This is a genomic window from Marivirga lumbricoides (genome assembly GCF_014636295.1).
Taxonomy (GTDB): Bacteria; Bacteroidota; Bacteroidia; order Cytophagales; family Cyclobacteriaceae; genus Marivirga; species Marivirga lumbricoides.
Window position 1 is genome coordinate 153,615 of the sequence record NZ_BMEC01000006.1, and the last position, 15,672, is coordinate 169,286.

At 40.4% G+C, this 15,672-nt stretch carries 6 protein-coding genes; all 6 read right to left on the minus strand.

What is annotated here, in order from left to right; all coding sequences use genetic code 11:
- Positions 1 to 8: 8 nt before the first annotated feature.
- Positions 9 to 5,888, minus strand: coding sequence for a DUF6443 domain-containing protein (locus IEV85_RS24870; RefSeq protein ID WP_229712562.1), 5,880 nt, complete (start codon positions 5,886 to 5,888; stop codon positions 9 to 11).
- Complete coding sequence (locus tag IEV85_RS10665; protein WP_188463109.1) at positions 5,885 to 9,394, minus strand: hypothetical protein; 3,510 nt, start codon at positions 9,392 to 9,394, stop codon at positions 5,885 to 5,887. The genes IEV85_RS24870 and IEV85_RS10665 overlap by 4 nt, the downstream gene beginning before the upstream one ends.
- A gap of 6 nt (positions 9,395 to 9,400) precedes the next feature.
- On the minus strand, positions 9,401 to 10,648 hold the full coding sequence (locus IEV85_RS10670) for a hypothetical protein (RefSeq protein ID WP_188463111.1): 1,248 nt from the start codon (positions 10,646 to 10,648) through the stop codon (positions 9,401 to 9,403).
- A gap of 371 nt (positions 10,649 to 11,019) precedes the next feature.
- Positions 11,020 to 12,483 (minus strand): sugar porter family MFS transporter, encoded by a 1,464-nt coding sequence (locus IEV85_RS10675; RefSeq protein WP_188463113.1) that lies wholly within the window; start codon positions 12,481 to 12,483, stop codon positions 11,020 to 11,022.
- A gap of 68 nt (positions 12,484 to 12,551) precedes the next feature.
- Positions 12,552 to 13,376 carry a glycoside hydrolase family 16 protein gene (locus IEV85_RS10680; RefSeq protein WP_188463115.1) on the minus strand — a complete coding sequence of 275 codons (825 nt, stop codon included), beginning with the start codon at positions 13,374 to 13,376 and terminating at the stop codon, positions 12,552 to 12,554.
- A complete protein-coding gene (gene bglX / locus IEV85_RS10685) occupies positions 13,373 to 15,652 on the minus strand; it encodes a beta-glucosidase BglX (protein ID WP_229712563.1) in 2,280 nt (759 codons plus the stop codon). Before bglX ends, IEV85_RS10680 begins: the two co-directional genes overlap by 4 nt.
- Positions 15,653 to 15,672 lie beyond the last annotated feature (20 nt).

Below are 15,672 nucleotides of genomic sequence, written 5' to 3' on the forward strand. Positions count from 1 at the left end.
TACAGCTTTTAATTTATACTTCCTCCCGCATTTCTATAAATATATTCTATTTCGACAGTATCTACTTCATCATTTCCAAAGTCTCTCCTTATTTGTAAATCAAAGCCAGCTCTACCGCTAGGTTGAATAAACCTTATTTTTCTCAAAGTATCAAGTTTAATCTCTTTTCCACTACCTGACGTACCTGATTTGCTTCTATTTTCCCCGTTCTCATTTGAAGAAGGATTTCCCTCTACTACTTTTTCAACTACAGCTTTAGCTTTCCCCAATACATTTGCCATCCATACAGACGGATCATCGGGAGCTGGCTTAAGCTTGCCTGCGCCAGAACGCCCCATTGCCATTAGCAAAACTTTCCCATCCATTTCCCTTGCAGGGCTTTCAGAAGTAGTTTTAGTCGAACTTACTCCACTACCTAAGGTAATGGATATACCACCTGGTTGTGACTCCCCGTTTCCTTCAAGTGATGCATCACTTGGTAAAGAGACTTCTGGTGCAGAAACGTTAAACAAACTATTCAACCTTTCGCCTGCCCTACCAACAGCCCCACTTATAGCATCCGCAACTGCTCCCACGGTAGCCTGGATTTCATTATATACTTCTGAAACTGCATCCTCACAATTTCCAGTAGGACAATCCGGAATCATTCCATCAGGATCCGTAAACCTAATCGGATTATCAAATGCATAATTATAAGGACTATGTCTTCGCATCAAATCAGCTGCCGGGTCAATATTTAAAAAGCGTCCTAAAGCAGGATCGTAAAACCTGGCCTGGTAGTCATACACTCCCCACTCTACCTGCTTTTCAAAGCTATTGTACAAATACCTGTTCTCAATGCTAAATTCGTTTTTATACTCGTTGAACGCAAGGCCAAAGGGAAAATAATCTGAGGCTTGTATCACCGCATTATGGTGATGATCCACCCTAAAGTCATCCCAGAACACCTCAACTGTTTGCTGGCTTTCATTGCTCAGGAACACGATCAAATAGCCATCCTGGTCAATGAGTATTTCCTCAAAAGAGAGCTTCTGGTGCGTACCGCTTCCATCTCCCGGATCTTCTGCGCTGGTGCTTAGCCTGTCAAAACCACTGTTCAGGTAGTTGAAGTCTTTGTCCAGCATAATGTAGTTCAGGTAAGCCCTCGGGCTTTGCTCATTGGAGTTGTCTGCTATAGCTGCCGAGGTATAGCTGGAAGTCAAGTTATCAGACACTAAATTGCCTTCACCCGTTACCGCACCGCCCGAAAGCATGTTCACCAAAGCAGTAATTAAAGCACTTGTATTAATGGCATCGTCCTGGCCCGTGGCTGCTATGTATTTGCCGTACACCTCTGCTTTTACTTTATCGCCTTTGCTTACATACAATGACTTCATCAGGCCCACTGATTCATTACTACCACCTGCAAGTCTATGAGTGGAGTTTCCGCTTCTTTTTAAGGCGCTTGTAAGCTTGGTTATTTGATCATAATTATCAAAATAAGGGTTGCCATCTGTCTCAAAATCAGTAGGATAGTCATCCTCCCTTACCGCAAAGGTGGTACGCACATTGCCTAAATGGTCTTTTAGGTGGTACTGGTATTCATTTTTCTCTTCTCCATCTACTTCTTGAGGTACTATGCGCCCTTCCGCAGTCTGGATAAACTGTAAAACATCATTTTCCAGTATTAAAGAGCCAATATAGTCTGTAGCTTTTATCAAAGTGTTGTTTTCATATACCTCCTGGCGGTGTTTTGTGCCCGAAGCATCATAAATATACTTGATTTGCTTGTCTCCAGCAAATATTACTTCTTTCGGTAAGTTTAGGTAATTATAGACTATTTCACTAATACCCTTGTTCAAATCCTGAATCATATTGCCGTTGTCATCATAATCGTAATCGTCCATACCAGAATTACCATCTTTAAATCCTGCTTCATTATTGGAGGCATCTTCAACATAGCTGAGCTGGTTTCCGGTATAGTGGTAAGTAAGTTGATCCATGGCAGCAGCACTTTCATCATTTCTGTTGAGGAACATGATGTTACCATTCATATCATAACCATTATTAGGAATTTCCAATTGATACTTCGCATTGCCACTATAACTGGCACCTTCAAAGAAATTTGCCTGTAGAATGCGGTTCAAAGGATCATACGCATAGCCATAGGCATTTTGATGTATAGTTTCTGACTCAGCCATATCGTTCCGTTTACTTCCCCACTTAACAGCCGCAATATTACCATTGTATTGAGCTTCTATAGTTTGTGATGGGGTACTTAAACCCAAATCATCTGTATAACCCAGCTCCATCCCGAAAAGGTCAGGAGCTTCATTGGCATTATCTGCACTCAGGTCGGCATGGTTAATGCGTTCCAGCCAGCCCCTGATGTTGTATCGGTAGTCCACCGACTGAGCAAAGTTGTGGCCCCCTTCATCATGCAGGTTCTTAGTGATAAGTTCCCCAAGCTCGTTGTATTCATTGGAGACCATTAAAACAGGATCCTCCTGGTTTACCTGGTGAGTAACCGTCATCAGTCGGTCGGCATGGTCGTGGGTAAAGGTCTCGGTAATGGTTTGGGTCTCGGCTCCTATACTATAAATGGTTTTGGTTTTTTTCAGGTTGCCTGCAAAATCATAGCCATTATTGGTGCTGATGAGTTTTCCTCCGGGCTGCTGGCTGATATTTTGTACCAGGCGGTAGCGCTCATCATAGTAATTGATGCTGCCCAGCATTTCTTCAGTACCTAACACTCGGGTAAGGCTGCCTGTCACCTGCCCTTTTACCAAATTATTCTGAGCAAACTCATTGGTTACTCCATTGGCGGAATAGTCGTAAGTGCTGCCATCCATTTCAGCAGCAGGTCGGAAATCATAGTTGTCATAATAGGTAACGGTGTAGATGTCTGCTTCACTTACGGACGGATAACTGTTATTGGTATAGCCATAGTGGTGAGGGCTATTGGAAAATACCTCATAAAGTTCATCTATAAATTGTTGTCCTCCGACTACCTTCTCTTTCCCTCTGGCTAACCTATTTCTGATGGAATCCAATGAATAAACGATTTCTGTTTCACCCGTCATAACAGGTCTGTTTTGCACATCGTATTTAGTAAAACTAAAAAGACTATCCTTTCTTTGCTCTCCATCCTGGGTAAGCACCAATCTATTACGGTCGTCATAGACCATGATCACTGGTTCAGCCCCCGGTACTTTCTTCCATATCATTCTTTGGCGGCCATCATACTGGTATTGGAAGACAAATTGAGCCAAAAGATTACTATCCACAGTTCCGGAAGTGCCCGTAATTTGCCTGGAAGCTTCCGGTGCGATGACAAACCTGAGATTATCAAAAATATCATACACATAGTAGGTATCAAACTCATCAGTACCCTCTCCGTAATTACGCTTCAGCAATGTTTTGCCAAAGGCATCGGTAAAGGTGGCGGATTGGTTTCCGTTTTCATCTGTGACCAGTAGTTTTTCTAACGCGCCATTGCCATAAGGCGTGCTTTTAGTTAACTGACCATTGACTATGGTAAAGCGCTTTACATTATCTGCAGTAGTGCTGATTAAATAGTCGGTGGTAACGGGTACATTTCCCTGTTCCTTTGCCCAGTCTTCTCCCGGGGCATACTGTGCAACAGGTCGGTTGAGGGGGGAAGGCTCGTAATCTATTTCTGCATAGGGATAAGCTGTTGAAGCTACATTACTTTCAGTGCCCTCATAGAAGCCGAATTGGTTGGAGCTCTGGTAATTTCCACCTGTAGTTCTTAATGCAGAATGATCCAGCACCCCGTCATTTTTATTGGCTGCATAAGGCTGGTATTCTTTGCTTATCCTGCCCAACTCATCATAGTCTATGGGCTTAATCATATCCCTTCTATTGGGAGAAGCTTGCGTTTGTAAGGTTTGCATTGGTCTGCCGAGTCCGTCATAATAGGTAAATTGTTCCATTACTTCTCCTATGGTGGAGACGGCCTCCCCTTCTTTTCGCGGGGCCTTATAGCTGATGGTCTGCACAAAGTTTTCATTCTGCTGAGAGGCTTTGTTGATAATATTGGCAGGTGAAACGTTTAATGAAGCTCCCGAAGCAGCTGTAATCCGCACATAATAAGTGCCCGGGTGGGTGACTGTGTAGGAGCGGCTGGTGGCTCCTGATATGGCTGCTCCATTTTTATACCACTGGTAACTGCTAAAGCCTGCAGGCACTGTAAGTACTTTGTTCTCGCCCCATACAATTTCATTGCCCCCCTGAACGCTCATGGTTGGGTTGGCCAGCACAGTAATATTTTTGGTAGCAAATGCGGAACATCCATTCCCGTTGGTATAGGTGTAAGTGACTGTTTTACTGCCAGGATCACTTTGTGCCGCATTAAAAGTATTGTTGCTCACATAGGCTCCGGAAAAAGCACCTCCAGAAGGGGATTCTCCTGTATTAACTAAACTTCTATTACCTTCAAACTGGTAGATAGAAAAAGTATTGCCAGCTGAAACCTGGATTTGATTATCAACTGTTACTGTCACCACATTGCTGTACTTTGTTTCTCCGCAAGAACTCACCCTTCTTCGGTAATAACGGGTAGCAGTTAAACTGCCGGGGCTATAGGTGGTAGAAGTAGCTCCACTGATATCATTATAGCTTCCCCCACTGCTGTTGCTTACCTGCCATTGATAAGTATAATTGTTATCTCCGCCTGTCGCAGAAGAAGCATGGCCTAAAGTACCTGCTGAGGTATTGTAACAGATAAATTTTGTTCCATTGATGCTGCCAGGGCTCAGAGTGGGCCGCACAGTAACTGAAACAATATTGCTGTACCTGGTTTCCCCGCAAGAGCTTACCCTTCTTCTGTAATAGCGGGTAGCGGTTAGGTTGCCGGGGTTATAGCTGGCAGCATTGGCCCCGCTGATATTGTTGTAGCTTCCTCCGCTGCTGGTACTTACCTGCCATTGATAGCTATAGCTATTGTCTCCACCTGTTGGGGTGGATGCATTGCCTAAAGTACCTGCCGGGCTATTGTAGCAAATGGTTTTGGTACCATTGATGCTTCCCGGGTTCAAAGCAGGACGTACTGTAACGGCCACTACATTGGTATATTTGGTTTCTCCACAGGAAACTACCCTTCTGCGGTAATACCGCGTGGCGCTTAGGTTGCCGGGACTATAGCTGGCAGCATTGGCCCCGCTGATATTACTGTAACTTCCTCCGCTGCTGGTACTTACCTGCCATTGATAGCTATAGCTATTGTCTCCGCCTGTTGGGGTGGATGCATTGCCTAAAGTACCTGCTGAACTATTATAACATATGGTTTTTGTGCCATTGATGCTGCCGGGGTTTAGGGCTGGATTAACGTTCACTGTAACTATATTGGAATACAGAGTACCACATGAATTACTTACTTTATAGCGAAAATCAGTATCAGAAGTAAGATTATTAACATAAATAGGGATTCCTATATTGCTTAAATCTATCCAGGCGGTACCTGTTCTTTTCTGAAAATTACCTGTTCCTCCATAGCCCAGATTTTGTAAATTGACTGCTATTTGTGCACCTCCATTATAACAGACTGTGGGAGAAGATTCAATTGAAGCATTCCCGGCAAAAGGAGTGGTAAGTGTAAGGTTATAAGTTTGGCTTGGTTCTCCTGTAATATTAACTGTAACTGATAAAGTATGGGATGTCCCTGTTGCAGGCATTGTAACATCTGCAATATGAGGGGTAGCTCTATTTACCCTTACTCTTAATCCGTTTAAAGTCCATACATAAAATCCTGATCCAATTCCTCCGCCAGGAGATGTCACTGTATAAGTATAGGTCTGACCCGGGCATACGGAAGTTTGTCCCGATATCTGGGCACTTGCTTTTATTACGGTCATGTAAAGAATACTTACTAATAATACCTTCTTCATTCTGCCTGGTTTTTGTATTTATAATATACTTTAGATAGTACATTTTTATCGTCATCCTTTTTGGTAATCAGCCTTCCCAATGCATCATATTCAAAATATTGAGTGGCCCCATTTGTATCAGTTATGCTTGATACTCCCTTACCTACATCGTAAGTAAAAGTAGTCAGTTCAGCTTCTGAAGGATAAATGCTTACATCATCTAGTATAGCTCCTGATGGAATAGAAATTGTAATGGTACTTTCTACACTTCCGGTGCCAACCAATCTTTTAAAATATTGCCATTTTGTACTGGTTACTTCCTGGTTAATAGTGCCACCGACACCACCGCTTAGGCTTACCTCTACATCCTGGCTTTCCTTTTTTGCCTTAAAAGACACATAGTAACTGCCTTCTGCGGGCACATTGCTTATACTAATGCTATACTGGCCGGTCATACCTTTCAAGCCTGTGGCACTTGTTTGGGTATTGCCATCTGCTTCAAAATTATAGTGCTTAAAAAACTCGTTTTCCCCTGAAGTAAGGAGTTGGGCTATAGGATAACTTCCACTGTAACCCCATTGGTATAACTTTTTGGTATCGCCCTGCTGTGGGTAATGTTGCTTCTCTATATTTCCTGCTCCAAATGAGGCGATATAGGTGCTTTCTAATTTACTAAACATATTGTTAATGCTATCTGCCACCTTCCCATTTGCAGTAAAATTCACTTCATCATTAGCTTCAGCTTTCCACTCCATTATACTTGAAACCTGAGTTCCCTGGTACGAAAATTTCTTATAATACTTACGGTACGATGCTTTGTCTGCCATATTAGCGGATATAATATCTGCCGATGGGTATTCGAATTCTGCTATGGAGGCCAATAAGCCTATATGAGCAAAATTCCCCCATTCATAAAAACGCTCTTTCACCACACCGGAAGATGCTATTGTGTAGGATTTTACCGGTTTAATAATCATACTATCAAATACAAATTCAGTTGATGTTTCCACTTCATTCCCATGTATATCCCGACTAACTGAAATTGATTTCTGCAAATATTTAAAAGTAGGTTTAAACCTTATCGAAGAATACCCCACTGGCAATACCTTATAGCAGAATGACCTCGTTTTGCGAAAGGTGTTTATCAATATTACCTCATTAGCGTAATTGAAATCTGAATACACTTGCTCTCTAGAGGATAGCAGAGAGCCATTCTCACTAAAATTTTTCTCAAATTGAAGCCTTCCATTCAAATTACTATAGTAATCCACATCTACAAAAGGATGATTATATACGTCTGTAAGTTTCTCTGCAAAAAAAGCTAATTGTGTTTTACCGTTCTTCAAATAATTTCTACCGCTTATCGTTCGGTTCTCAATAACTTCTTCTTTGGTGACATTTCTATATCCTACATGGCTTCCCTGGTAAGCAAGTATTACATTAGCATAGGAACTCACATTAAGATACACCTCCGGTTCTATGTCCTTTATTTGAATACAGGTAGGTAAGCTAGTCATTTCATCCCCTCTCATAAAACCTGGTAAATATTCGGTTATATATCCACCAAAATAAGGCTCCATGAAGAGCAGTCCGCTACTTAAATGAGGATTAGCAAAGGAGTGGTAGCTATAGTTGGTCTTTTTTTTAGGATTATCTATTATCCCATCAAATTTAGTAATACTTTTTATTCTTAAACCACCGACTTTCCTCATCATGCTTTCTTCAAGCTCATATTCAATTGATATTGAAATATTTTCTCTGTTACCCTCCCCATCATTGATAGCATGCAACCTGTAATCCCCAGCCTCCACTATTACCCTGTTAGAATAGAACACCCCATTGTCTGTAATAGGATAATATTTCTGATATAAGCCATTTTCATTTTTTTTATAAATATCTGCTAAAGCTTTTGCCCCAATCCCATCAGGTGAAATATCTAGTTCTATGGTTGCTGCAACATTTTCAGGAATATGAAAGAATTCCTCATCTTCGTTCGGGTTCAAAGAAGTACCTTGAGAAGCTACTACTTTATGAAAATATGTTTTAGGAAATTCTTCATCATATACCTCATTCAGCTCGTAGCTAAATTCACTATAACCTCCTGTGGGATATGTTAGCTTCTTTAGAGCACCAACTCTTGTGTGATACAGATTGGGTGAACGGTCAGCAGTAAAATTCTTGAGATGGTAATAATCATCCTTGTATTCCGGAATTAAAGTAGCAGCACCATTGCCATTATAGTAACCCCAGAAATCCTGCTCTTTTGAATTCCTGGAAGGAAATGTATGATGATCATCGAAATATTCAAACTTATAGGGAGGAATTGAAAGGTTTGAATTAAAGCTGTTCAGGGAATCCAACTTTAATTTCTTATTGGTACCAAAGTAGCTTAAATGAAATTTCACTCTATTAATCAGTTCATTATTTTTGTAAATTTTGATTTCCGATATTTCTTTTCCATCATAATCTAACCTGTCTGGTCCGGAAACAAACTCCACTTTATCACCTTTGCTACTCTCTATTGAGCTAAGTCTTAAGCCTGCTGTTTCTGTTCTTTGAATGGAGAGATTATTTTGCTCACTTGCACTACCAAACCCAAATTTTCTGTTTTCTATATAGGGTTTCATTAAAACATGATTATCAGCCGCATAATTAAAAGTTAAGGTGCCACTGGAAGAATAAACTTTCGTTAAATACCATGCGCTCTGATAATCCATGATCTCAGGCTCTCCCAAGGGAACATCAATCTGCGACTTAATCTTTTCCGTTTTAGCGAATTCATATACCAGACCTTTGTCATCTTTTATACTCCAGTAATAATCCTCTCCAGGTAATTCCACGGGATAAGAAGCATGCCGAAAAGGGTAATTGACAAACTCGTTATTTGACTTCACCAATTCAATTAATTCACGATGATGATTAAAGTAGAATTTACCACTATGCTTTCCAAAAGAATAAAAATACAAATCTGGTTGGGTATCGATAAAACCATCTGCAAGTGAATCAGCAAAACTGACAGTTCCGTATTTCTTAGAGGGTTCAGGATTAGGGCCATCATGGTTATCGTACTTGGTAATCTGACCATGCTGAATAACACCGGCATCATTGATTAATAAAGCTGCTGCTTCAGAAAAGTAGCCGTGCTTTTGATTGTATGTCACAGGCTGGTTAGCCCCCAGCTCATCGGGATACTGCTTTACTACTCTTCCTATCAAACCTGTAGCATTTAATGTCCATCCAGCTCCTACCCAACTGGCTACTTCCTCAACTTTTAATCCTCCTGCATCATAACTCAAACTGATAGGCCAGCTAAAATCATTCATTTGGATACTGTGGATAGGAATAGTAATATCTGGTTTACCTACAAATTCGTTTACTTCAATATTGACTCGTTTTAAAAACTCTGCCGCCTCAGGCGTAGGTGGGAGGACATTAACCATTTCAGGCTCTTTAACTCCCTCCTGTGCATGAAGTGAGGAGATGGAAAATAGGAAAAAGACAACGAATATTAGTTCTTTCGTATACATAAATATTTAATATATTATCAAATTAATCCTTACCCCCCACCTGGTTTTTGAGGGTTTTGTATAATCCGGGGGAACTATATTATACAATACCTGTGTCTGGCCTTTCAGCTTTTTGTATATTTTGTATTCTATTCCCAAACCCAGCCAGCCTTTGGGCTGTAGCGGGTTGAAGTCATACCAGTTTTCTCTCATCTCCTCGCTTTTGGTAGCATAAGGCTGCTCAAATTCCACATGGGCAAAAATGTTTTTGTAAAACTTGTACTGGCTGAACACTCTGTAAGAAATTTCTCTGTTGAATTTTGCGGCTAGTGAATCTTTGTGGTACACTAAAATATCTGCTGTGCCGCTTAATCCAGCCGACCATTTATTCGTGAATTTATAAGCCACTAGTGGAGCGGATTTGAGAAGCAGCCCGTTCATCCATTTGGCTTCCAGCCCCAAGCCAAATTGCCAGCGATCTACAGGCCTTTTATCCAACTCTGTCAGCACAGGCCCGTTCGGGTTCATCAGGTTTACTTTGCTGTACTTTTGTTTCATACCCTCCATGCTCTTCAATGCCGATTGGATCTTATCAGCATGCCCGCCTAACTTTTCTGCTATTTGCTGCGAGGCTGCCACTTTGGAAGGATCCCATTCCACGGGCTTACTGGCTCCTAAACCTGAAGCTAAACCTCCTTCAGCTTGTAAAGCATTGAGTTCTTTAAATTCATCCACATGCTCCACCAGCAAAGCTTCGGATTTTTTTTCCAATGCTTCATAGTTGCCGCTATCCAATTGCGCTTTTACCTGCTTAGCTTCTTTTAAGGGAGTAGCTATCAATGGTTTTTCAGGGAGCTGGCCTTTTAAGGTACCTGCTGCAGAAGGCAAATGAATATTTTCAGCAGGTAGTTGCAGCTTCTCAACACTTTCTGTGGGGAGAGAGACGCCTTTTAATTTCGGAAGATTCTGGGCTTCAATTGGAATTAACTTTTGGATTTTACCGAAAGAGCTATCATCCGGGAAAGAAAGTGAATCAGTGACTACAGAAATATTTTTGTTGATCGAGTCACTTACTGAATGAAGGGAAGTATCTATGGGCTGACCGGGCTTCTCAATTTTTCCGGAAAGGCTATCTACAGAATGAAAGAGGGGATCGGACTTTTCAGCAGAAACCTGCGCATGCAGAGGCTGAATCAGCCAAAACATTACAAGACTTATAAGAAGATGCTTTAAAGCGAAGGATGGAAGATAAAGAAACCTATTAGGTTGAAACATTCTCTCCTATTTATCGTAATCTCTAAATTTTTATTTAAACATAGCAATATTTTCTTAGATGTTCCAAATAATTCACCTTAAATATTATAGGAAATTGAAAAATATTACATGCGCCCGGAAAAATTAGTGTGATTGATAAATTGTATTTTCAGCAGACTTCTCCACCCAACTTGTAGAAATAATACCGTCCATAAGGAGTCATAATAGCCTCTAGTCTACTAGTCTATGAATACGAGTGGCGTATTTTTGTTTGAATAATTACTAAAGAAAAAGGCCGCCTAACAGCAGCCTTTTTCATTACAAGGTATGTCTAGTCCTGAAATAGCGTTACATTATCAACAGGAATTAACAAAGCGATAGTACATTCTTACCTATACTACACTTGCACTTTTATCTTGAGCATCTTGTTCTCTGGACATATCTTCCAAAGATCTGCCTTTAGTTTCTTTAATGAAGTACTTAACAAAGAAGTAGGCAACTACTCCAAAGAATGCATACACCCCGTAAGAAACACCTAAGCCAATATTGATCAACATGATTGGGAACGTCATAGTGATTGCAAAATTAGCCACCCATTGTGCCAAGCCACAAAGTGCTAAAGCCGCGCCTCGGAACTGGTTAGGGAACATCTCCCCTAGCATTACCCACATAACAGGTCCCCATGATAATGCAAAAAACGCAATATAAGCATTTGCTACTATTAAAGCATAAGTACCTACAGAATCAGAAAGAACCAGGTTTCCACTTGCATCTAATGAAGCAGTGCTGAAAATGTAAGCCAAAATTGCTAGCATCACTGCCTGACCTAATGAGCCTATTAATAATAATGGCTTTCTACCTAATCTGTCTACTAAAATAATAGAAACAACTGTAAAAAAGATATTAACTGTACCTCCAATTACATTGGTTAATAAAGCATCAGCTTCAGTAAAACCAGCTGCTTTCCAAAGAGTGGCTCCATAATAGAAAATTACGTTAATCCCAGTAAGTTGCTGTAAAACTGCTAAACCTAAACCAGCCCAAACCAAAGGGTGAATTTTCCCTGTATACTTACTGATTACATCTTTCAATTTAGGTTTACTGCCTTCTCTTACAGTAGACTTGATATCCAGTACTTTTTCTGCAGCCGCCTTAGCGTTAGATATTGTAGCAAGCACCTTTTCAGCCAGATTAGCTTTACCAGCAACTACAAGGTAACGAGGTGATTCAGGAATAAAAAAGAGCACTATTAAAAATATAGATGCCGGCACTACTTCTATCCAAAACATCCATTGCCAGGTCTGAAAACCACCCCATAAAATATCAGAAGCACTTCCGGACAGCCCCACTAACCAATAGTTACTCAAAAAGGCTGCAAAAAGGCCAATCACAATCATCAATTGTTGTAATGTGGCGAGGCGGCCTCTTATTTTAGAAGGAGCTATTTCACTAATATAAGCAGGAGCCAAAATACTGGCTGCTCCTACAGCAAAGCCTCCTAACAATCTATAAATAACAAACTCAACTGAACCAGTTGCTAAACCAGAACCTACTGCACTAACAATAAACAACAATGCAGTTACCACCATCATTGGCTTTCTGCCATATTTATCAGCTAAAGTACCAGCGAAAAATGCACCAACAGCACACCCTAACAGAACAGAGGCCACATTAAAACCTGTAGTTGCTGCATCGGAATTAAAAGATAATTGAAGGGCATCTACTGTACCGTTAATAACCCCACTATCAAATCCAAATAAAAATCCTCCTATAGCAGCTACAAAAGCTAAAAATATAACCTTCGGCAAATTATACTCTTCCTTATTAATTTCTGTTGTATTCTCTTTCGTGTTCATATAAGTTTAATTCATTTTATTGGGCAATTTAAGGGATTTTAATTGATAAACTAAAGCCTATTATAGATTTAAAGCTTTTTTTCCTTGAGTGGTTTAGTTTTATATACTCTTACGTAATCCACTTTTAATTTCTGAGGCCAAATGTTAGGGTCAATTCCATATTTTCCTCCCCAATTTCCTCCTACTGCTAAATTAATAATTAAATGAAATGGAGTGATGAAAGGCCAACCGGATTTACCTTCTCCGTTTTTCTCTACTGTATGATATAATTCATCATCTATAAACCAATCAATTTTATCCTCAGTCCAGTTAATGGCATATACATGAAAATTCTTGCTGGCATCCTCCACAAACAGGCTGTCACTCTTTTGTGTACCTTTAATATGGTTGTAATCTTCTGTATGTATAGTTCCGTAGATCTGCCCCTGATTGTAGCCAACATGCTCCATAATGTCAATTTCACCATCAGCCGGCCATTTAAAGTCCTTATCCTTGGTCGGGAGCATCCAAATAGCTGGCCATGTACCCCTTCCTTCCGGAAGCATAGCACTTACTTCAATATAGCCTGACTTCCAGTCGCCTTTGTTCTTAGTGGTGATTTTTGCAGAAGTATACCTACCTGAATCAGTAGGTTGATGTGCTTCAATAATTAGAATCCCATCTTCCACCCGGATATTCTTGGTACTATCAGTATAAAATTGCTTTTCATTGTTTCCAAAGCCACAGTTTCCAGGACATCCATCCCCTATTTGAAAATTCCACTTTTCAGTATCAATTGAGCCTGCTGAATTGAATTCATCTGACCACAGTAAATTTTCGTCACTTTCTGATGGTGAGTTACATGAAAAAAGTATAAGTAAAGCGAGGCTGAATATTAGGTTTGATCTTATCATTGCAAAGTTATTTTTTTGTACTCTTCTGTAGCAGAATTAGGTGCTATATAAATTTTAAATGTTCCTGGCTCGGTGCCGAATGTATTGTCTTTCCGATAGAAGGAAAGCATTTCAGGGGTAATAGTAAATGTAAAAGTTTTTGATTCATTCGGGGCAAGCTTTTCTTTTGCAAAACCTTTCAATTCCTTTACAGGCCTTGTTACACTCCCTACTTCATCTTGAATGTAAAGCTGCACAATCTCTTCCCCGGAAACTTTACCGGAATTTGTTATCTCAACAGATGCTGTTATACTACCATCTGCCTCTAATGTATTGCTACTCAATTGTATTTCACCATATTCAAAATTAGAGTAGCTTAACCCGAAGCCGAATGGAAATAATGGTGTGCTATCCACATCATTATGATGCGTGTAAAATACCATGCCCGGACCTGAGTCTGGCCTGCCTGTAACCTTATGATTATAGTAAATTGGCAACTGACCTACCCTTCTCGGAAAGGACATCGTTAATTTACCTGAGGGATTATAATCGCCCTTCAATACATCAGCTATCGCATTGCCAGCTTCTGCACCTAAATGCCATGTTTCCAGAATAGCCGGAATATTCTCTGCTTCCCAGCTTAGGGTAAGCGGCCTTCCATTCATCAGTACTAAAACAATGTTGGAATTCACTTCCTTAATTTCTTCTAAAAGTTCCAGTTGAAGCCCCGGGAGACCGATTTCCGACCTGCTTCTTCCTTCACCTGACATATAAGCCGTTTCCCCCAAAGCCATGATTACCACATCAGCTTTTTGTGCTATTTTTTTAGCCTCTTCAAAACCGGATTTATCTTTTTCCTCAATTTCAGTTTTCTGATGGAAAGTGTTAGGCCCTATTGATAGCTTTACTCCTTCCGCATATATCAAATTTTCTGTACCAAAGGCTTCTTCCAACCCTTCATATAATGAAATTGCTGAACCTGCTTTGGCCTGAGCCCTCCAATTACCCAGGGGGCTGTCTTTGTCCTTAGCCAATGGCCCGATAACAGCAATTTTTTGATTTGATTTCAAGGGAAGTAAGTCCTTCTCATTTTTTAATAAAACAATTGATTCTCTGGCTATTTCTCTTGCTACTTCAGTAAACTCCGGCTTTTGAATAGTTTCTTTTTCTCTCGTTAAGTCGCTATACTTGTAGGGATTATCAAACAGTCCTAATTCAAACTTCAGTTTCAAAACTCTTCTTACTGCATCATTGATTGTTTCTTCTTCCACTTTACCTTCTTCCACCAGTGTAGCTAAATGAGTAATATAAGCTTCAGCCTCCATATCAATATCCGAACCTGCATTAATGGCCTGTGCTGATGCTTCTTTAAGATTAGCAGCAGTGCCATGATTGACAATTTCACCGATAGAATTCCAATCTGAAACTACTACCCCATCAAACTCCCATTGTCCTTTCAGGATATCCCTTAAAAGGTACTCACTTGCAGAGGCCGGAATGCCATCCACATCGTTAAATGAGTTCATGAATGATGCAACCCCAACTTCTTCGGCTGCTTTAAATGGTGGTATAATTTGATTAAGAAGCACTTCCCTGTTCAAATTCATGCTATTGTAATCCTTCCCGCTTTCCACAAAGCCATAACCGGCAAAGTGCTTGGCTGTCGCAGCAATAGTGAAAGGATCAGACAAGTCATTGCCTTGAAAACCTAAAATTCTGGCTTTAGCAATTTCAGCTCCCAGATAAGGATCTTCTCCGGCACCTTCCATTACACGTCCCCATCTTGCATCGCGGGATACATCTATCATGGGTGCGAAAGTCCAGTGCAGCCCTGAAGCAGCTGCTTCCTGTGCTGCAACAGATGCTGTTTTCTTCATTAAATCCAGATTCCAGGAAGCACTTTCTGCTAATGGAACAGGAAAAATAGTTTTATAACCATGTATAACATCATAAGAAAAAATCAAAGGTATTTTTAGTCGGGAATTCTCCATTACCAGCTTTTGGAGCTTCATGGTATTTTCTGCACCTAATAAATTAAGTACGGAACCTACTTTACCACTTAAAATCTGTTGATACCTCTTTTCGGCTTGCTCTCCTTTTTCACTCGGACCGGTCATTTCTTCACCAATGGCATATTGGTTGATCTGGCCTATTTTTTCTTCAAGCGTCATTAAAGAAAGAACTGAGTCTACTTTTTGAGTCACTCTGTCTTTAGAGTTAATATTATTTTTACTCTCCTCTTGCTGACTACAAGAAAATGCAGTCAGCAGGGAAAGAAATAAGATTTTAATTTTCACTAGATTGATTTATTGATGAG